This is a genomic window from Paenibacillus amylolyticus (assembly GCF_051136285.1).
Taxonomy (GTDB): domain Bacteria; phylum Bacillota; class Bacilli; order Paenibacillales; family Paenibacillaceae; genus Paenibacillus; species Paenibacillus amylolyticus_F.
On the sequence record NZ_CP194938.1, the window covers coordinates 5,157,061 to 5,178,471 of the forward strand.

Consider the following 21,411-nt stretch of genomic DNA (forward strand, 5'->3'; position numbering starts at 1 on the left):
AAGGCGGGCAGGGTCAGAGGCGAGATGAAGACGGGAAAGGCGGGCAGGGTCAGAGGCGAGATGAAGATGGCAAAGGCGGGTAGGGTCAGAGGTGAGATAAAAGCGGGCAGGGCTGGCTCAGCCCGGCGCAGGCACGCCTCCGCGCAGGGCCGGCGCGCCGCGGCCCGCGCCAAGCAGCGCACGGCGATGCGCCGTGCGCCCAAGCCAGCACCGCATGCAAGCTCGCCACAGGCGATGCCTGCCAGCGGTGCTGGCCCCGCCCCGCGCCAGACGACACACCCGCAGGGTGTCGTCCTGCCTGCGGGGCGGGAAGGCGCTGCCGCGAGTGCGGGCAGCGTAAACGGCGTGCCGCTGCCGGCTGCGGAGCATGCCGTGCAGGCGGCAGGGCCCGGCGGTTACGCCGCGGGCTACCGCGACGGCGTATTCGCCGGGGGCGAGGCGCTGGTGGCGCAGCACATCCCGCCGGATCACATTCTGCCTGCTGTCGCAGCGGCAGATTTGATCGCGGCGGGCTTCCGCCAGTATGCGCCCAGCCTGACGCGGCTGACCAGCCCTCATGAGATGGCTGGTCACATCATAGCGGCGCTGGATGCGCAGCGCCCCCTGTCTGTTGTTCGCCTCGGGGATGGCGAACTGCTTACACTGGCAGCAGATACCGTGCTGCCAGCTGCCGAAGTGCAGGGGCTGGCACCGTTTCTGCCGTATGCAGGGGTGCCGTGCTCCACACCGGACATCCGCGCGACGCTTGCGGAAGCCGTTAAGGCAGCAGACTGGGTGGGCGTACCCATCTCGCGTGCACCTACATTTCAGGGACTGTTATTCCCGGTGCTGCGCCATTTCGGGATCGATTGGTCCAGCCTGAAATTGACCAGTTCCACGATCAATTACAGTCTGCATCAGTCTCATTTGCTGCTTCCAATCCTGCAAGGACGGCGAGTGCTGCTCATCGGCAGTCAGGCGGCAGAGCTGGGAGCCTTGCTTCATCCGCACGGGGTACAGGTCGTTGGTATCATCCCGGATGTAGCAGGGATGGCAGATATTCCGAGAGTGATGCGACTGACAGCGGAGCATGCCTTTGACATCGCACTGGTCGCAGCGGGCATTCCAGCGGTGGTACTATGCAGACGTATTGCGGGAGAACTCGGCAGAGTTGCCTTCGATTTCGGGCATTTGGCTGACAAATTGGTGACAGGGGAGCTTCAACTCTAGTGGGTCGTCTTGGGCAGGAGAACAACGTGAACTTGCCTCAGCAGGATTGGAATGGAGGAAGCAACATGAAGAAATCGGAAATACAGCCTCATCATGCACGGAAAAATAATCAGAGCAGCTCACAGCAGAGCAACCAGCTTCGAGAGGGTTCGCGATCATCGGGCAGCCATCCTCATCGCATGGGTTCCTCTGCTGAGGTTCTTCTACACGCAGCCGGTAGCCGTAATAGGCGTAATGCCTCACGAACAGGCAAAAAAAGAAAACGTGTCCTTCGAAGCACCAAGTTATACAGGCAGGGATACGACCGAGGTTACGAAGATGGTGTGCGTCAGGGACAGAATTCATTCGGGATTGTTTTTGAAGGGGTCAGCATCATCATTCCTACTTATAATCAGCGTGATTATGTGCTGCAATGTGTGTCAAGCATTGAGAAACATACCCCGGCTCCTTATGAAATCATCGTTGTAGACAATGCTTCTCAGGATGGTACGGCAGAGGCATTGCTTCGACAAGGCGGTATGGTGAGGGTTGCTGCACTGGAGAAGAATCGGGGATTTGCCGGAGGAGTCAATCACGGATTGATGATGGCAAAGGGACGGCATATTGTCGTGCTGAATAACGATACGCTTGTTACACCAGGGTGGCTTGAGAATATGATGGCTTGTCTGAATAGTGATCCACAGATCGGTGTAGTGGGCCCTGTGACAAACTATATTGGCGGAGATCAGCAGATTGAAGTGCCATATCATGATATGCAGGAGATGTGGTCTTTTGCCGCCAGCCAGAATCGTCCTGACCCCGAGAAACATCGGTTGACGGATCGGCTCGTTGGATTCTGCTGGCTGTTTTCACGAGACGTATTTGAACGCACAGGTTATCTGGATGAGGGGTATGACGTAGGCAACTTTGAGGATGACGACTGGATTGTACGGGTGCGAATGCTGGGATACCGGCTTGCTGTAGCTGGTGACGCCTTTATCCATCATTTTGGAAGTGTCAGCATGAAAGCCCTGGGAGAGAAGGGCTTTCACACGGTAAACAAGGGCAATGAACAATTTTACAGTCAAAAATGGGGAGATCCACACGCGCTCATCGCGGAAACCTCCAGATTGGCACAGACTCAGCACTCACACCCTCAAGCGCGATCTCGGGCGAAGGTATCTTCTTCAGCAGCAAAGGGGGATCTAGGCCAGCGGGCAGCGGTTTCCTCTTCTGAAAATAGTCTTGCAACCTCACCGTTCAAACGAAGCAGTGATTTCTATCCCGAAGGGGCATTCCTTGTTGATCTTAAGGGGGATGTTTATGTACTAAGAAGCGGTCAGCGTCGAAAGCTGAACATTCCGGTTCCACGCGGCATCTCGCCAGTGCTGGTAGCCAAACCTGATCTGCTGGGCATACCTGTGGGTGAGCCACTGGTATCCGCCGGAGATATCTGGAATGGATCGCTTGAACCTGATCGTCCTCTAGCTGTAATCAATTCTAATTCCGGCATTGTAGCTATGGACGGGAGTATTGTTGCTGCTGTTGACGCTTCAGAAGACTGGTATCTGGTCACCGAAGGTAAACGCAGAAAGTTTGTGTCCGCCTATGTAGCGGAACGTTGGGGGATACGTCCCAGACATGTGCAACAAATATCGACCGAACAACTCCATTCGATCCCGGAAGCATGGCCCATTATTGCTCCGCCCCAGCTGCTGAACCAGGATTTGTGATGACCACCGCTTGGGGGTTGAAAGCAACACGTAAACATGCGGAATGAACAACACAGCACGCTACGCAGCTTTTAGGCTGAATGTACTCACGGATCTGTTTATTCCGCACGGGTTTTTTTAACAAATTTTTCAACAAGGGCTATATAATTAAGTGATGATATGCAGGAGAAATGAAGTGGTGGATGTTACAGAAGCATGGCAACGTTGAATGATTTGAAACCAGATTATAAATACATATCGACTAAGGAAAATACTTCTCGCAAATCAATGTTGACGAAGCGAGATTATCTTCACTTGCAAAAAATACATTGTCACCCTTGTAATATGTTTACCAGAGTGGGGCTGTTATACCTTTAAATATATATTTGGAAGTTTAAATACTAACATACTTATAGGGTGCTGTGTTTACCCCATGTTAATAAGTTGGGAGGTTGAAAATGAAAAGAGCATTTTTTATTACTTTCTTAATCTTATTAATTCTATTAGGGTGTAATAATCATGAAAAAATAGACATTAAATCACCATCTTATATGTTTAGCGAAAACTCCGAGATAAATGGAGAATTAAAAGTAAGTTTAATGGGGGAATGTAACAATAATGAGAACAGTTTTGAGGGTTCTTTAACGATCAATGATATTGTTTTCAAAAAGGTAATCTTCATGCATAAATCTTTACTAATATCTTATGAAGGCGCAAAGAGAACCGTGTTAGGAGATATTTATTTAGATAAACAGGCTAATCAATTTGCAATTATTATTACAGAACCTGAACTATACATGAAATTAACGAATGGAAAATATCAGAATGAAGGGTTAGTTATAAGTTCTCCTGCATCAAATTTAGAAGAAGCAAAGATGATTGAGGAGAAGTTAAAAGCATTGGAGTGAGTCTAAACTCACTCCTTTTTTTCTAATCAAAAAATTATACTGAATTTATATTACATAATGAAAAATTATTAGATAAAAAATAATAAAGCCCCTCATTCAACACAGCACCTAATTTCAAAATTTAAATTTATTTTTTCTATTCTGTTATAGGATTGTTCTATTAGCAGTTGCATTGACGTTGCGAGTGCCCAGGAGTACATTTATAGCCATAATCCTCATTTAACAGATTGGAATTTAGGGTGTATACCAATCTGTTATGTCTAGCTTTTCTAATCTTCTGGATCACAATCATGAATTTCAGGAGGGATGTCGATGTCATCATCCAAAAGGTGGTGTAGGCGGGACAGCAAATGTGAAGCTTTACTGGTGCCTGATCTAGAAAAGTTGGCCAAACTTCGGGTACAGCAGGATGAGACTGCTACTGTCTGAACGGAATAATTTTTAACTCTGGCAATGCTAAACTAGCAGGAGTCATAAGCGTTATTTTACATGGACAGTATAGGTAGTATAGGTAGTATCGGTGGTATGGGCGGCATGATGTAAGTCCTGACCACAACAGCTAGATCAGATCTGATAGGTCTGTCTGTTAGAGAATTTTAGTATCCAGTCTTCGAATAAACATGCCCTCCTCTTTTGAAAAATGCTCCTATTACCGTTATTTGCTTCTCTGATAACGTTATAGAAAAAATCTATTAGCAACACGGTTGACCGGTTCGCGGGGCAGTGATAAGCTGTGTAAAATTAAAACAAACTAAACTCATAGGAATAATAAATTTTAAAGTTTTATGATGTTTGCTCATTGATTTAAATACACTACATTTTGGCACCACAAAATCACCTTATTTCAGGGAAGGCGGAGTGTACATGACAGCAAAACGGAGTTTGAAGTTTGGAGCCATCATTCATGGCGTTGGAGGAAGCAACACGACCTGGAGACACCCGGAGGTTTTGTCCGATGCGAGCGTAAACTTTGGATTTTACAAACGTCAGGCATTGAAGGCAGAAGAGGGCAAGTTTGATCTCGTATTCATTGCAGACGGCCTCTATATTACGGAAAAATCCATTCCTCACTTTTTGAATCGCTTTGAGCCGATCAGCATTCTTTCCGCCCTTGCCGCAGTAACCTCACACATTGGACTTGTGGGTACACTATCCACATCCTACAGTGATCCATTTACAGTCGCCAGACAGTTTGGTTCTCTTGATCTGATCAGTGACGGCCGTGCAGGCTGGAACGTGGTCACATCCCCCTTGGAAGGTACCGCGAAAAATTACAGCAAAAGTCATCATCCAACCCATCCGGAGCGTTACCGTATTGCAAAGGAATATTTACAAGTGACCAAAGGCTTGTGGGATTCGTGGGAAGACGATGCATTTGTAAGAGACAAGGAAAGCGGTGTGTTCTTTGATCCTTCCAAACTACACACCCTGAACCATGAAGGGGAGTTCTTCTCTGTACAGGGGCCATTGAACATTGCTCGTTCACGGCAGGGACAGCCGGTTATTTTCCAAGCAGGTTCTTCAGACGATGGCAAAACGCTGGCAGCACAGGAAGCCGATGCCGTATTCACTGGACACGATAACATAGAAGATGCAAAGGCATTTTATAAGGACGTAAAAACACGTGCAGCCTCTTACGGGCGTTCAGCGCAAGATATTGTTATTTTGCCAGGCATTAACCCGATTGTGGGACGCATGGCAGAGGAAGCGGAACAGAAATATCAGGAGATCGCAAGCCTGGTAACCATTGATAAAGCATTGGATTACTTGGGGCGTTTCTTCGAGCATCATGATTTCTCCCAATATCCGCTGGATGAACCGTTCCCTGAACTGGATGGGATAGGCAGCAACAGCTTCCGCAGTGGAACAGACAAGATTAAAAAAGACGCCAAAGAACAGGGGTTAACGCTGCGCGAAGTCGCTTTGCGGGCTGCAACACCACGGAGTCAATTCCTGGGCACACCGGAGCAGGTTGCAGACAAAGTTCAGGAATGGTTCGAGGCGGAAGCAGCAGACGGATTCATCATTGCCTCGGAGTTGCCTAGCGGATTGTCCGACTTTGTCGAGTTAGTGGTGCCTATTCTACAGGAACGCGGCATCTATCGTACGGAATATGAGCATGATACACTGCGTGGCAATCTGGGTGTTCAGGTGCCTGTAAACCGTTATACAGCAGCCAGAACACAGGAACAGCCGAACGTTATCTAATCGAATGCCGAATGTCCTCTAAATCGAACATTATTCAATCGACTTCATTAATGCTATTAAAGATGCGATAAATCTAACCTGCGTAAAATGAAATACAAATACATCTGGATCACAGGGCTAATAAAGTTGATAAAGTTAATGATTCCTTTTTGCCTTAAAACCTACTTTTCTCATAGGAAATATAAATTATATATAAGTTTGCTTGGCGTAGAACATTAATGACACCTGTATACACAGAGGGGGAAGCGATATGAACAGGTCTATCTCATGGACAAAAGTGGTGGCTTTGGCAGTAGCATTGGTGATGGTTTTGTCCGGATGCGGAGCAGCATCAGGAGGCAAAACGAGCAGTGCGGCACAGGCTTCCGCCGGTGGGGGGCAGGCTGGTAAAGCAAAAGGTGGTAACCTCACGTTTGCACTAGCCACTTCACCGGATTCGCTTGACCCGCATCGCAGCGGGCTTGCTGTAGCCGTACGAGCGATTCGCACGATCTACGACAATCTGGTGGTTCAGTTGCCCGATGGTTCCATCAAACCTTGGCTTGCCAAGGAATGGAGTGTATCGAAGGACGGCAAAAGTTATACCTTCAAGCTGCGTGAAGACGTGAAGTTCCATGATGGAACCCCGTTTAACGCCGAAGCGGTGAAGTACAATCTGGATCGGGTGGTTGATCCGGCCACCAAAGCTGCCAACTCCCTTGCCCTGATTAGACCTTATAGCTCCTCTGAGGTTATTGATGAATATACGATCAAAGTCAATCTGAAAGCACCTTCGCAGGCGTTTCTCGGTAACCTGAGTCAGGCATTACTGGGGATCGTGTCTCCAACCGCTGCGAAGAAATATGGGGATCAACTGGGCAAAAATCCGGTAGGCACAGGTCCGTATACCTTTGTGAAATGGGATGAAAACGCGGATATTGTTGTAGCCAAAAACAAGGATTATAACTGGGGCCCGGATACGGTCGAAAACAAAGGCGTTCCTCATATCGATACGATTACGTTTAAGATTGTACCGGAAGAAGCAACACGGATCGGAAGTGTACAAAGCAAGCAGGTGCTTGCCGCAGAGACCGTACCGCCGCAAAATATCGCTGCGCTGAAAAGTGATCCGAACCAGCAATTGTTGCAAGCCAACACCGTTGGACTGCCGTATACCCTCTTTTTCAATCTGCGAAAGGCACCTTGGGATGATGTAAAAGTAAGGCAAGCGGTACAATCCACTGTAGACGTGGAGTCCATTGTGAAAACCTTGTATCTGGGTAACTACGAGCGCGCATGGTCTGCATTGTCTCCAGGCATTCTCGGCTATGACAAAGCGCTTGAAGGAAGCATCACCCCAGATATCAACCACGCAAACCAGCTATTGGATGAGCAGGGATGGGTCAAGGGGGCTGACGGAATTCGTGTCAAAGACGGGAAGAAACTGGTCCTGCGTTATGTAGATGGTTCCCCTAACCGGGAGAAACGCAATGACATCGCTGCAATCATCCAGCAACAGTTGAAACCGCTGGGTATAGCGGTAGAAGTGGTGCTTACCAAAGACATTGCTACCGTGATCTATCAGAACTGGGACTATGATCTATATGGCAACAGCCAGGTCAATTCCGATCCGAATGCCTTATATGCCTTCTATCATACCAGTGCGGAAGGGGAACGCCCGACATTATCCGGTTTGTCTGATCCCAAGATTGATAAATTGCTGGAGCAGGGAGCGGTAGAGACGGATTCGGTGAAAAGGGTAGAAATTTACAGTCAGATTCAGAAATACCTCATTGAACAGGCAGTTATTTTGCCAATATACGTATTTCCGTATACTGTGGCTGCTTCCAAAAACGTTGAAGGCATCAAGTTCGATGCACTCGGTTATCCACTTTTTAATGATGTACGCATTCAGCCATAATTCAAGCACGTTATCCAGTCATAATGCCAACACGGCATACAGCCTGTTCCGGTTTCAGAAAGGAGCCATCCCGGTATGATTCAACTGATCTTGTCACGAATAGCCACATCACTTCTCGTTATATTCGGAGCTTCGGTGCTGGTGTACTGCATCATGTATCTTCTGCCGGGTGATCCGGTACTGCTTATGCTGGACCCTTCCTCAGCTACTCCGGAGATGATTGCCAATCTCCGGGCACAGCTTGGACTGGATCAACCATTTTATATCCAGTTTGCGAACTACTTTGGCGATATGTTACGCGGGGATTTTGGTCAATCCATGGTCAACTCCGATCCGGTATTGCCCAAAATTGTAGAGCACTTCCCGGCAACACTGGCCTTAACGGCACTCAGCTCACTGATCGCAATCACCATCGGAATTACACTTGGCGTTCTGTCGGCCATTCACCGAAATGGTGTGATTGATGTTGTGGCTCGGCTCGTGGGTCTGTTCGGCATATCGATGCCCACCTTCTGGACCGGCATTTTACTGATTCTATTGTTTTCCGTGCAGCTCGGCTGGTTCCCGGCGATGGGGTCGGACGGATTCAGTTCCTTGGTTCTTCCGGCAGCCACACTTGGACTTGTCGGTGCAGGATTTATTGTACGGATGGTGCGTAACAGTATGCTTGAAGTGATCAACGAACCATTTATTATTGCTTTACGAGCCAAAGGATTATCTGAACGGGCCATCATGTATGGCCATGCGCTCCGTAATGCACTGATCCCCGCCGTAACGGTCATCGGTATGCTAATTGGGGATTTGCTGGCAGGAACCGTGGTGGTAGAGACGGTATTCTCCAGACAGGGGATTGGTCGTATTATTGCCGATGCGCTGATGGCGAAGGATCTGCCGGTGGTGCAAGGCGTTGTGTTTTTTACATCCATCATCTATGTCGTGTTGAATTTGCTGGTAGACCTCTCGTATTCGTATATTGATCCTCGGGTTCGGCGAGCTGTCCGTACATGATAGAGATCAGGAACATCCCATCAGGAGTATGCAAAAGCTGAAACGGCAGGAGAAGGAGGCATTAATTTTATGAGCATGAAACCTTTGACAGGTTACAAAAAGGCATGGGCAGGAAGCACGGGGAAAACTCGCCTGTGGAGATGGAATCGCCTGCCTTGGCGACACCGTGTTTCGTCCGCAGTATCACGGTTGTTTTTGTATACAGCGCTGCTCGTCGTCATTTTTACTGTGGCCTGTGCCATCGTGCCTGGCTGGATCGCTCCTTATGATCCAACACTGATGATGACGGATGCCATATTGCAGGCTCCTTCTGCTGCGCACCTGTTCGGTACAGACTACTTTGGCCGGGACATATTCAGTGTGGTTGTGCATGGCAGCAGGGATTCCTTGCTGATTGGTTTTGCTTCCGTGCTTGTTGGCGGTCTCGTCGGCAGCGCCCTTGGCATCATTGCGGGATACATAGGAGGAATCATCGATACCGTAACGATGCGTGCGGTGGATATCCTCATGGCCGTACCGGGCGTATTGCTGGCTTTATCGGTTGCAGCAGCACTTGGGCCAGGACTGCTAAATATTGCACTGGCTGTTGCAGTAGCGTCGATACCAGGCTATGCAAGGGTGATGCGCGGTCAGGTGATGTCTGTCAAAAATCTGCCTTTCATTACAGCAACACGTTCACTAGGTGGTTCCAATGCCCGCATTTTCTGGAAACATGTCCTGCCACACTCCTTGTCTCCGCTACTCGTGATGGCAACGTTGGGTGTAGGTACATCCATCCTGACCGGGTCTGGACTTAGTTTCCTTGGCCTCGGGGTACTGAAAGAAATTCCGGATTGGGGGGCATTGCTGTCCCAAGGGAGAGGTTATTTGACGGTAGCTTGGTGGATTTGCACATTCCCGGGTCTGGCCATTACGCTGTTTGTTCTTGCTGTAAATCTGATCGGAGACGATATTCGTGATCGACTCGATCCAAAAGTTAAAGGAGCGGCTTGACCGTTACTCCAAGGAGGAAAATAACATGTCACATGTTGTCATTATTGCTGGAACCCCGTCCAAGCGTTCACGGTTGACGGGACTCACAGATTATAGCAGCCATACGTTAAGCAAGGCAGGTATTTCCGTGGAAGTGATTCAGGTGGCCGATTTGCCGGCTGAAGATCTGGTGCAGGCAAAGTTCGACAGTCCGGCCATTCAGGATGCACTTGCCATTGTTGACGCAGCGGATGCCGTTATTGTCGCTACTCCTGTATATAAGGCAGCTTATTCGGGTGTACTCAAGCTGTTTCTTGACCTGATTCCACAAGAAGGACTTCGGGATAAGGTAACCCTCCCTCTTGTTATTGGCGGTTCGATTGCACATTTGCTTGCCATTGATTATGCATTGAAGCCAGTACTCACCGCACTCGGCGGACGCCATATTTTTGGCGGCGTATACGCCGTTGATCAGACGATTGAACGCAATGAAGACGGAACATTTACACTTGCGGAAGACATTACCGCCCGTTTGGATCGGTCTCTGGAAGAATTAAGATTGACACTGGAAAAGGATGGTATTACGATATCCTAAAACCAAGTAATTTTATAGGAAAATAAGTGGATACGGAGGCGCCCATGAATATAGAGAATATTGAAGCGTTTGTATATATCAATCATTACGGAAGCTTCAATAAGGCAGCTGAAGTACTCTTCTTGTCCCAGCCTTCGGTTACAGCACGTATTCAGTCACTCGAAAGGGAACTGGGATGCAAACTGTTTGACCGACTAGGCAAGCAGATCGTGCTGACGGATGAAGGCCGCAAATTTTTGCCGTATGCACAGCAGGTGCTTCAAGTGATCCAGAAGGGGAGACAGAAAATTCAGCAGCGAAGAACAACCCCTGAGGCACTGCGCCTCGGAAGTACAGTGTCGGTGTCCAATTATGTTATCCCCGATTTTCTGCCCCGAATCAAGGAGTCGTACCCCGAAGTTAACATTAAACTGACAACAGCAACAACGGATCAACTGATTGCCAAACTGCTCGGTCAGGAGATCGATCTGGCTTTTGTACGCAAGGTCATGCACCCTGCGATCCGTACCGTTGCTTTTTATGAAGATCCGATCCAGCTGTACGTATATAGAGGACATCCTTTTATTAAAAGCGGACATGTCAGCATGGAGGCGATCCGGAATGAACAGCTGGTCTTTTTTGAATGTGGCTCACTGGATTGGCTTCGGATTCACCGGGCCTTCGACTCCCTGGAGCATCCGCCGGATATTACATATCATGTGGATAATTCGGAAACAGCGAAAAAACTGGTCATGCAAGGTGCGGGCATTGCTTTTCTCCCAGGGTTAACGGTAAAGAAGGAGGTACAGCGTCAGGAGCTGTTCCCGATTCAAGTCCATGAGGTGGCAGGTGTATCGCTACAGATCAGTGTGGTGACCTTAAAAGAAGAATATTCGCCATTTGCAGAGCCTTTTGGGGAACTGCTGCGGCAATTATAGATGGAATGACAAGGCGAATCAGATTTCAACGTTATAAATCGCCTAAATTAAGCTGAAAGGAGGGCCCAGGATGAAAAGTGATCTGGAGCAGACGAGAGGACAGTTTGTGCAGCAGGAGGAAGAGCAACAGCAAGTTGAGCAGAGAGAGCAACAGCAGGAATCCGTGCAAACTTTGGATGAACAACATGTGCTGCCATGGGTGCGGAATACGGAACAAGAGGAAGCGTTCGTGGCACATCTAACGGCAATTCGGCGGCATTTACATTGCAATCCGGAGCTTTCTGGTGAGGAAAAGGAAACGACAGCAGCCATTCGCAACTGGCTGGAAGAGGAGGGTGTTCACCTTGCCGATGAGTATAAACTGCGGACAGGACTTGTAGCTGAGGTTGGGCGTGGAAACGGTCCTGTCATTGCGCTGCGAGCGGACATTGATGCCTTGCCAATTCAGGAGGAAACCAAGCTGGAGTTTGCTTCGAAGATTACGGGCCATATGCATGCATGCGGGCACGATGCGCACACCGCTATTTTGATTGGAGCTGCACGGTTGCTGAAACAGCGTGAATCCAGTTTGCCCGGGAAGGTGCGATTTATTTTTCAACCTTCAGAGGAAAAGGCAACAGGTGCACGCCAAGTCATCCAGAGCGGAGCACTCACTGATGTTCAGGCTATATTTGGTTTACACAATAAACCGGATCTGCGAGTAGGCACAGTGGGTATCCGCGAAGGTGCATTGATGGCAGCAGCGGATGGTTTTGTCGTTAACGTGCAGGGGGTGGGTACCCATGCGGCTGTGCCTGAGGCAGGTATTGATCCGATTGTGGTTGCTGCACATATCGTCACCGCACTGCAGTCCATTGTCAGCCGGAATGTAGGTGCTCAGGAGAGTGCTGTACTCAGCGTTACGAAAATAAACAGCGGTACAGCCTGGAACGTTATTCCGGAGGAAGCGATACTTGACGGCACAGTACGCACGTTTGACGAGAAAGTACGCGCCCGTATCCGTGAACGTTTCAACCAGGTCGTAGCTGGTGTGGCTGAGGCCTATGGCACAACGGCGGCAGTGCGCTGGATTCAAGGGCCGCCCGCGGTGGTCAATGATGAATCGCTGGTACTTGATGCAGAACAAGTCGTGCGTGAGCTGGGGTTGAACCATGTCAGACCGCTGCCTTCGCCGGCAGGAGAGGATTTTTCCTTTTACCAAAAAGAAGTACCCGGCCTGTTCCTATTTCTCGGGACATCGGGGCCACACGAGTGGCACCATCCGGCCTTTGATGTAGATGAACGGGCGCTGCCGATTGGTGCACATCTGCTGGCAGGGTTGGCTGAACAAGCATTGAAACGTCTGCAAGCTTGAAGTGGCTGTTCAGATACGTAACTCAGGCCAAAAGATATCTCTTGTGGACTGTGAAGCGTAAGCTGGGTATAAACCTCATTCAATTGTAATTCCCCGCAATATTGTTCAGGGCTGGCGCCGAAGCGTCAGCCTTTCCTCTGTTTTCGTTAATCATCAGAACATCAAAACATTTTAGAGAACGGTTTTGAATTTGGAAATATTTGTTGACGCAACCCAATGAGTGTGCTATATTTTTCTCGTCCTTTAATCGTAATTATTACTATTAATTTCGAAATGTGAAACGGAGAACTTCAATTCGAATCTATAGAACAGGAGCCGCCGCCGCAATGAAACAAGAGATTGATTTTATCAAATGTAATCCGACGCAGAACATGACCCTTCTGGTGAGAACGGATCATGCAGCCGAACATTACAGTGACATCGCTTCCAGCCTGATGTCCTATGATCATGTCCACGCTGAACAAGTCGGGTTCATCAAGCAGTCACGAAGGCCAGAAGCCGTTGCCCGTCTGGAGATGGCAGGAGGAGAGTTTTGTGGCAATGCTTGTATGGCACTGGCAGCCCATATTGCATCAGAAGCAGGGCTGGAGAAGCAAGCGTCCATGAATATCAAGCTGGATGTTTCAGGCACAGAGGACTTGATCAGCTGTCAGGTGAAGCGGCGAGAGCATCGGTATGATTGCCGGGTTACGATGCCTGTTCCCGAGAAGGTCGAGCGGCGGAAGATTACGTTTGAAGGTATGGAGCTGGAGATCGTCATTGTCCGGTATACCGAATTTATTCACATCGTGATTGAAGTGCAGGATTTTGATGACCTGATGAAACGAAGGGCACAGCATCTCGCACGGTTACTGGGACTCACGATGGGAGACAAAATGATCGGTGTTTTGTTATATCACCCCCCTACGCAAGAAATGGCCCCTCTCATTTATGTGCCGCAGCTGGACAGTCTGATCTGGGAAAGAGGATGCGGATCAGGCACGGCCTCTGTAGGCGCTTATCAGGCCTGGCTTAGACAGAGCGAAGTCATCCAGTTGGTCAAGCAGCCTGGAGGTACGATTAAGGTGACCGCTCAGTGGGGCGCCCAAGGGGTGAAGGTCATTACGATTGAGGGAACTGTCGGCATTGTTGCCTATGGCACAGCTTTTATTGATGCCTCGCTGGAGGAGAGCAGGAGCATCGTAAATGTCTGAAAGGATGCCTGAGACTGAGATGTAAGATGGTTTCACCATTACAAAGTGCAGGAGGAGAGGTAATGATCACGTTGATCCACTTGGAGACCAGACTTCGTGCATTTGCCGAACAATTTGCCAAGCTGGCGGCCGGATATGATCAGACGCTTGAGCACAGCGCGGAACTGGAAGCGGTGATTAACGAGTATTCACGGTTTGTGACCGACCCTGATCACAAGATTGCCTGGGACATGTTGAGGCAAGCAGAACTGGAGCAGCTTGATTCGCTCGTTCAAGCGCTAAGACAAAAGTCCGCTCAGTGCGTCGCAATTATGGAGAAATACAGGGCATTGAAGCTGCAGGATGGAGAAGTGCAGATTGCGGATTATTTTAAAAATATCGAAGAGTGCATCGACAAAGAGTTTGGCAGCTTTCAGGTGACACCTCAATCCAAAGTGCTGCTGGTGGGTTCCGGTTCATTTCCGATGACGCCTTTACTGATCGCTAAACGTACCGGAGCCGAGGTGGTCGGCATAGATATCGACGCAGAGGCAATCATGCTGGGGCGTAAGGTTGTAGAGACGCTTGGCGCAGGCTTGAACATTCGTTTGGAGCAGCAACTGCTGGAGGATCTGGCGTATACCAGACAGGCGACACATATTATTTTCAGCTCAACCGTGGGTAACAAGTATGACCTGCTCGATCAATTACATGCGCTGACCAATGAACAAGTGGTTGTAGCTATGCGGTATGGTAATCAGTTGAAATCACTGTTTAACTATCCCATGAGAGAGATGGACAGCAGCAAATGGAGGTTGGCAGACAACATTTTGCGCCCACATGATGTGTTTGATATCGCATTGTATCAGAAGGCATTCAAGTAAAAGCTGATCTTTAACTTTTTTATTAATAGATTGATTTTAGTTTCCATTCGTGTAAATAAGATAGCCTTTAGTTCGATTTCGCATAAATTTTTACATGTGTATGTACGTAAGTTTGTATTTGTTTACAGGGAGGTATATATGAGCGGCGTTGAAAGAGTCCTGTTATGCGGCACTGGCCCGGCATCTGTTCAGCTTGCGGTAACCTTGAAAATACATCTGGGCTGTCACGTCGGTATAGCGGGCAGGGTATCCGTGCGGTCAGCATCGTTCTTTGCATCATTTGAACAGAGCCAGCAACAAGTTCAGGTGGCGATTCAAAATGAGAAGCATCGACCCTTGGCAGGGGACTGTACGGTGGATCAGGTGTATAGAGGGTATAACACCCTTGAAGGGGAGTGGGATACGCTGATTTTGGCTGTCACCACCGATGCCTATATCGATGTATTACAGCAAATTGATGACCAATTCATGAAACAACTGAAATGCATCATTTTAGTTTCCCCAACTGTTGGTTCCAGCCTCCTGGTGAGCGAGTATATGCTTGAACGGAATGCAACCCCGGAAATCATCAGTTTCTCCACCTATCTGGGGGATACCCGCTGGATGCACGAACAACCGTCAAATGTGGTCATCACAACAGGGGTCAAAAGAAGGGTTTACATTGGTTCCACCGCTCCATCTTCAGCCTATGTGCAGCAATTAAGCGAGCTGTTCGAGCGGTTGCATATTTTACTCGCCGTCATGTCTTCCCCACTGGAAGCCGAAACGAGAAATATTTCGTTGTACGTTCATCCACCATTGTTTATGAATGACTTTTCGTTAGGAGCCATTTTTGGCGAACAAGGTGTACAAAAATATGTTTATAAGCTGTATCCCGAAGGGCCGATTACACCTGCGCTGATTCGTAGTATGAGGACACAGTGGGAGGAGATTCAGCAGATTACAGACAGACTTCATATTCAGGGAGTAAACCTGCTGAAGTTCATGACCGATGACAATTATCCGGTTCGATTAGAGAGTTTATCACGTGAGGATATCGAACAATTTGATCAATTACAGGCCATCCATCAGGAGTTTTTATTATACATACGATACGCCTCGTTATTAATTGATCCGTTCTCGGAGCCGGATGCTGCCGGCACATATTTTGACTTCTCCGCTGTTCCGTTCCGCCGAATATTTATAAACCGCGAGGGAGAGTTCGACGTTCCGAGAATGCCAAAGGAAGATTATTACCGCATCAAAATCATTCAGGGCATCGCCAGACATGTGAGTGTTGACTGTCCAACAATAGATCATTTCATTGCCACATATGAAGCAAAGCTTCAGGAAGTGACGCGCACATATCCAGATCAGCGCCTGTCCACCGCGTTTGTGATCCAGTCGTTTCAGCAGGATATTCGTATGATCTGCAACAGGTTTGAGGGATAACAGGGATCGGAGGTTGTTCTGACCGCGGAGTGGTCTTGTGTAAAGGGTTAATTTAAATTTTATATGCTTATCAAGGGGGAACTATGGTGAGAAAAAGACGTGCTTTTACACGGATTGTAACAATGGTCGCGGTCATTGCGATGATCTCGGGCTGTGCTCAAAATGCCACAAAGGAGAACAGCCAAGCGGCATCATCGGTTAGTGAGATCAACAATGAAATTATCTACGCTTCTGCGAAAGATATCAATGATATGAATCCACATCTGTACACAGGTTCGATGCCTGCGCAAGGCATGGTGTATGAATCTCTGGTCGAGAACACAGCAGAGGGAATCAAACCATTGCTGGCAGAATCATGGGACATCTCGAAGGACGGCAAAACGTATACCTTTCATCTGCGCAAAGGGGTGAAGTTCCATGACGGCGAGCCCTTTAATGCCGAGGCGGTCAAACAGAATATCGAAGCGGTTCAGGCCAATGCGGGGAAACATGCCTGGATCAAACTTTCCACCAAAATTAAAGAGGTCAAAGTGGTGGATGAGTACACCGTGGAATTGGTTCTGTCAGATGCCTATTATCCGACACTGGTGGAGTTGTCCATGACCAGGCCTTATGTCTTCATCTCACCAAAGGATTTCAAAAATGGTGGAACCAAGGACGGGGTGAACGGTTTCCATGGGACTGGGCCGTACAAGCTGACCGGGCATAAGGTCGAAGAGAATGCCACCTTTGAAGCCAATACGGAATACTGGGGCGGTGTACCTGCGATTCATAAAATCACGGCCAAAGTGCTTCCCGCTGGAGAAACGACATATCTCGCACTGCAAAAAGGCGAAATCAACTTCGTCTTCACGGATGATCGCGGGGCAGACAGCATTGACGTAGAAGCGATGGACCAACTCGCTACATCCGGCGAGTATCAGGTGGTGCGAAGTGATGCGATGAACACAGCGATGATTGTGGTGAATAGCAGCAAGCAGAACAGCCCGGTTCATGAAAAGGCTGTGCGGGAAGCATTATGGATCGGTATCGATCGGGAGACGATTAGCAAGGATATTTTTAATGGCATGCAGACGGTAGCCAACACCTTATTTTCATCCAATGTGAACTATGCCAATGTCGATCTAAAGGTTCGAACGTATGATCCGGAAGCAGCCAAACGACTGCTGGATCAGGCAGGCTGGACTTTGGCAGAGGGCAAGAGCGTACGTGCGAAGAACGGCCAACCCTTAGCGATGAAACTGTATTATGACAGCAACTCGTCCTCTCAGAAAATGCAGGCGGAGTTCATCCAATATGCGATGAAAGAGATCGGTATGGAACTTGATCTGGCGGGCGAAGAGTCCTCTTCCATTGCGAACCGAAGAGCGACCGGGGAATATGACCTGTTGTTCAATCAGACCTGGGGACTAGCGTATGACCCGCAGAGTACCATCGCCGCGTTTACGTCGGATTCAGCGTACAAACATACGACAAGTGGCATTGCCGAAGCGGATGAATTGTATCGGAGAATCGATCAGGTGATGAGTTCAACAGATGAAGAATCGAGAAAAGCACTTTATGCGGATATTTTAAAAATAGTACATGATGAAGCGGTGTTCATCCCGCTTACGAACGGGCGTGTCACCATTGTTGCTCCGAAACGTCTACAAGGCATTACCTTCAAACAGACTCAGTATGAATTGCCGTTTGAGGAGATGAAATTCGAGTAGGGGGAGAGGGCCATGGGAAGTTATATTGCCAAACGACTGCTGCTGACCATCCCTTTACTGGTCATTATTTCGTTGATTACTTTTCTACTAATCAATCTTTCCCCACTCGATCCGGCCGTAGTTGTCCTGCAGGCTCAGGATGTACCACAGATCACCGCTGAACTGATCGATCAAACGAATGAAGCGCTGGGTTTTAACCAGCCTTTCCTCGTTCGTTATATGGACTGGATGGTGGCCGTTGTGCAGTTTGACTTTGGATATTCTTATGTGTCTGGTGAGTCGGTGTGGTCTTTGATCGGGCCAGCGTTACTGAATACATTAAAACTTACGCTGGTATCATCCGTCTTCATCATCGTGTTATCCATATTACTTGGCGTACTCTGTGCTTTGAAAGAAGGGAAGCTGCTGGATCAATCAGTCAGAGGCGTTTCCTTTTTCCTGACAGCGATGCCGTCTTATTGGCTTGCGGCCATTCTGATCTGGTATTTTTCGGTGAAAATAGACCTGCTGCCGACCAGTGGCATGGACTCTTATCGCAGCTACATTCTGCCTGTGCTGGTGATCACGGTCAGTTATACGGGCATTTATTTCCGGACGGTACGCAGTGCGATGCTGAGCAACATGAATGAGGATTATGTGTTATATGCCCGAGCAAGTGGGCTTAGCGAGCGGAAGGTCATGCTGCACATCTTGCGTAACTCCTTGCAAGTCGCGGTGTCCATCTTCTGCATGGCCATTCCGATTGTACTGGGCAGCACGGTTGTTATTGAAAATGTATTTGCGTGGCCCGGGCTTGGCCGGCTGAGTGTAAAGTCGATTCTGAGCCGGGATTTTCCGATCATTCAGGCGTATGTGCTCATTTTGGCGGTAACGTTTGTGTTGTTTAACATGCTTTCGGACATGATCAATGCTGCGCTGAATCCTCGTTTAAGAAAGGAAATCTGATGCGACTATACAAAAATCTGAGCCGTGACAAGCTGGCGTTGACCTCTCTTGCCATTATTGTCATGACCATTGTTCTGGGAATCTGTGCACCTCTCGTGGCACCTCATGACCCCGGAGCCATCAATATGAAACTGCGCTACGCCTCACCCTCCTGGCCTTACTTGCTAGGCAATGATCACCTTGGTCGATGTGTGCTGTCCAGAATGTTCTACGGTATCCGCCCGAGTGTGTTGTGGGTGCTTGCGGCACTCGGCTTCTCGGTGCTGATTGGTGCGGCGGTGGGGTTTGTCGCAGGGTATTTCAAAGGTAAAGTGGATGCGTGGTTGATGCGAACCTGTGATATTATGCTGTCTTTTCCCGGATATGTGATGACCCTGGCGGTGGTTGGTATTTTGGGGGCGGGGCTGGAAAATATTCTGATCGCATTTGTTTGCATGAAATGGGCCTGGTTTGCTCGTGTCATTCGTACATCCGTGATGCAATTTGCGGACATGGATTATGTGAAATTCGCCAAAGCTTCGGGCATACCGAATCTAACCATTATTACACGTCACATCCTTCCGGTAACCTTTGCCGATATCGCCGTAATCTCCAGTGGTGCAATGTGTTCCATGATGTTGCAGGTGTCGGGGCTATCCTTTCTGGGACTTGGCATCCAGGCTCCCCACTCAGAGTGGGGCATGATGCTAAATGAGGCGAGAGAAGTCATGTTCTCCAGACCGGAACTGATGCTTGCACCGGGGCTTGCGATCATTGTTGTGGTATCGGCTTTCAACTTTTTATCAGATGCACTTCAGGTAGCGTTGGACCCGAAATTAATGACCTCTTCAGGCAAGCCGGATAAATCTCGTGAAAGAGAGGTGAGAAAGACAGCCTATGAATATAGTCGAGGTTGAACACCTGAAGGTTTGGGATACACGTACAGATCAGGTCATCATTCATGACAGTTCATTTACTTTGCGGCAGGGGAGCTGCATGGCGATTGTTGGGGAGAGCGGTAGCGGTAAATCAGTCACATGCAGAGCTCTGATGCGGCTGAATAAGCTTAATATGCGCCAATCGGGAAAGATGCTGTTTCGGGGCATAGATTTGAATCAGCTCTCCGAAAAGGAGATGCGGCGTCGAAGAGGCAAGCAGCTGTGTGTGATTTTGCAGCATGGCATGAGTGCATTTGATCCTTCCTGTGTGATCGGTGTGCATATCCGGGAGACATTGCAAACACATTATCGCTGGAACACCCGTGAGCTGGAGCGGAGAATGCAGCAGGCGATGGAGAGTGTTATGCTTCGAAATCCCGTTGATATTCTAAACAAATATCCACATCAACTGTCGGGCGGCATGTTGCAACGAATCATGATTGCGCTCGCTCTTGTGCTGGAACCGGATTTGATTATTGCAGATGAGCCAACCACAGCGCTGGACACGATCTCCCAATATGAAGTGTTGGAGCAACTGATCCAGCTGCGTGAACGTATGGGCTGCTCTATGATCTTTATCTCCCATGATCTCGGCGTTGTACAGAAAATTGCGGATGATGTGATGGTTATGAAAGACGGGAAAATTGTCGAGCAGGGAACCATGCAGTCTGTTTTGCAAGAGCCTACCCATGTGTATACCCGTTATCTCGTATCTACCCGGCTGGAACTGAGCAATCATTTCAAAGCATTGATGCAGGAGGGATCATAGATGCTAACGGTAGATCAGGTTGAGAAATCATATGTACAAGGCGGACTGTTCTCGAAGCGTCGGCAGCAGGTGTTGAAAAAGGTGACCTTGGAATGCCGGCAGGGTGAATGCCTCGGCATTATCGGGGAGAGTGGCAGCGGCAAATCCACACTGGGTCGGTTGATGCTGGGGCTGGAAAGCCCGGATCGCGGTACCATCCGGCTGGAGGGAAAAGATGTGAAGAACCGGCGCGTGCGAATGGGCCGGATCAGCGCTGTTTTTCAAAACTATACCTCATCGATCAATCCGTTTCTTACGGTGCAGGATGCGATTATGGAGCCGATGAAGGCACTGGAAAAGCAGGGACAGAGACAGCGAATTAACGCAAAAGTAGAACCGCTGCTTGCCCAAGTTGGATTAGACTCGTCGTACCGGCTCAAGTATACGCATGAGCTGTCCGGCGGGGAAGCACAGCGAGTTTGCATCGCAAGAGCGGTCTCAACAGAGCCTCAGTACCTTGTGCTGGACGAAGCCGTCAGCTCGCTGGATGTGTCGGTCCAGATTCAGGTTTTGCAGTTGCTGAAATCGTTGAAAAGCCTGTACAAGATGAGTTATGTCTTCATTACGCATGATATTCAGGCGGCTGCCTATATTTGTGACAGGCTTATTTTTTTCAGAGAGGGTCAGGTTGAAGAAACCGTTTCGGTTGAACAGTTAAGGCATGTGCAGTCCGACTATGCTCAACAATTGTTGAGCCATCTCATTTCATTGTAGCGTGGAGAAGTGGAGAGACGGTTATGATTGAAGGGGGAAAGAAGCGTTTCGTGTGGAAGCGGGAGG

General features: G+C 48.8%; 18 protein-coding genes. All 18 read left to right on the forward strand.

Annotation, left to right across the window (positions count from 1 at the left end):
• Nucleotides 1–444: 444 nt before the first annotated feature.
• The gene (locus tag ACR8BL_RS22420) at nt 445–1,209 is read left to right on the forward strand and encodes a GT-D fold domain-containing protein (protein WP_434749591.1); all 765 of its coding nucleotides are present in this window, start codon (nt 445–447) and stop codon (nt 1,207–1,209) included.
• 65 nt (nt 1,210–1,274) lie between these two features.
• Complete coding sequence (locus ACR8BL_RS22425) at nt 1,275–2,921, forward strand: glycosyltransferase family 2 protein (RefSeq protein ID WP_434749592.1); 1,647 nt, start codon at nt 1,275–1,277, stop codon at nt 2,919–2,921.
• Between the two features lie 437 nt (nt 2,922–3,358).
• A complete protein-coding gene (locus tag ACR8BL_RS22430) occupies nt 3,359–3,808 on the forward strand; it encodes a hypothetical protein (protein ID WP_434749593.1) in 450 nt (149 codons plus the stop codon).
• 864 nt (nt 3,809–4,672) lie between these two features.
• The gene (locus ACR8BL_RS22435) at nt 4,673–6,016 is read left to right on the forward strand and encodes an LLM class flavin-dependent oxidoreductase (RefSeq protein ID WP_434749594.1); all 1,344 of its coding nucleotides are present in this window, start codon (nt 4,673–4,675) and stop codon (nt 6,014–6,016) included.
• A gap of 250 nt (nt 6,017–6,266) precedes the next feature.
• A complete protein-coding gene (locus ACR8BL_RS22440; RefSeq protein ID WP_434749595.1) occupies nt 6,267–7,916 on the forward strand; it encodes an ABC transporter substrate-binding protein in 1,650 nt (549 codons plus the stop codon).
• A 75-nt stretch (nt 7,917–7,991) separates the two neighbouring features.
• Entirely contained in the window at nt 7,992–8,924 is a 933-nt protein-coding gene (locus ACR8BL_RS22445) for an ABC transporter permease (protein ID WP_434749596.1), read from the forward strand.
• A gap of 69 nt (nt 8,925–8,993) precedes the next feature.
• Entirely contained in the window at nt 8,994–9,917 is a 924-nt protein-coding gene (locus ACR8BL_RS22450; protein ID WP_434749597.1) for an ABC transporter permease, read from the forward strand.
• 25 nt (nt 9,918–9,942) lie between these two features.
• Nucleotides 9,943–10,491 carry an NADPH-dependent FMN reductase gene (gene ssuE / locus ACR8BL_RS22455; RefSeq protein ID WP_434749598.1) on the forward strand — a complete coding sequence of 183 codons (549 nt, stop codon included), beginning with the start codon at nt 9,943–9,945 and terminating at the stop codon, nt 10,489–10,491.
• Between the two features lie 44 nt (nt 10,492–10,535).
• The gene (locus ACR8BL_RS22460; protein WP_434749599.1) at nt 10,536–11,408 is read left to right on the forward strand and encodes a LysR family transcriptional regulator; all 873 of its coding nucleotides are present in this window, start codon (nt 10,536–10,538) and stop codon (nt 11,406–11,408) included.
• A 70-nt stretch (nt 11,409–11,478) separates the two neighbouring features.
• Complete coding sequence (locus tag ACR8BL_RS22465; protein WP_434749600.1) at nt 11,479–12,762, forward strand: amidohydrolase; 1,284 nt, start codon at nt 11,479–11,481, stop codon at nt 12,760–12,762.
• A 326-nt stretch (nt 12,763–13,088) separates the two neighbouring features.
• Nucleotides 13,089–13,955, forward strand: a complete 867-nt coding sequence (locus tag ACR8BL_RS22470) for a diaminopimelate epimerase (RefSeq protein ID WP_434749601.1) — start codon at nt 13,089–13,091, stop codon at nt 13,953–13,955.
• Nucleotides 13,956–14,017: 62 nt separating this feature from the next.
• Nucleotides 14,018–14,818 carry a methyltransferase domain-containing protein gene (locus tag ACR8BL_RS22475; RefSeq protein ID WP_434749602.1) on the forward strand — a complete coding sequence of 267 codons (801 nt, stop codon included), beginning with the start codon at nt 14,018–14,020 and terminating at the stop codon, nt 14,816–14,818.
• Between the two features lie 138 nt (nt 14,819–14,956).
• Nucleotides 14,957–16,249, forward strand: a complete 1,293-nt coding sequence (locus ACR8BL_RS22480; protein WP_434749603.1) for an opine metallophore biosynthesis dehydrogenase — start codon at nt 14,957–14,959, stop codon at nt 16,247–16,249.
• A gap of 83 nt (nt 16,250–16,332) precedes the next feature.
• The gene (cntA, locus tag ACR8BL_RS22485) at nt 16,333–17,961 is read left to right on the forward strand and encodes a staphylopine-dependent metal ABC transporter substrate-binding lipoprotein (protein WP_434749604.1); all 1,629 of its coding nucleotides are present in this window, start codon (nt 16,333–16,335) and stop codon (nt 17,959–17,961) included.
• A 12-nt stretch (nt 17,962–17,973) separates the two neighbouring features.
• Nucleotides 17,974–18,906, forward strand: coding sequence for a nickel/cobalt ABC transporter permease (gene opp1B / locus ACR8BL_RS22490; protein ID WP_434749605.1), 933 nt, complete (start codon nt 17,974–17,976; stop codon nt 18,904–18,906).
• Complete coding sequence (cntC, locus tag ACR8BL_RS22495; RefSeq protein ID WP_434749606.1) at nt 18,906–19,802, forward strand: staphylopine uptake ABC transporter permease subunit CntC; 897 nt, start codon at nt 18,906–18,908, stop codon at nt 19,800–19,802. Before opp1B ends, cntC begins: the two co-directional genes overlap by 1 nt.
• The gene (gene cntD / locus ACR8BL_RS22500) at nt 19,783–20,592 is read left to right on the forward strand and encodes a staphylopine uptake ABC transporter ATP-binding protein CntD (RefSeq protein ID WP_434749607.1); all 810 of its coding nucleotides are present in this window, start codon (nt 19,783–19,785) and stop codon (nt 20,590–20,592) included. Before cntC ends, cntD begins: the two co-directional genes overlap by 20 nt.
• A complete protein-coding gene (locus tag ACR8BL_RS22505) occupies nt 20,593–21,345 on the forward strand; it encodes an ABC transporter ATP-binding protein (protein WP_434749608.1) in 753 nt (250 codons plus the stop codon).
• The last annotated feature ends 66 nt before the right edge of the window (nt 21,346–21,411 follow it).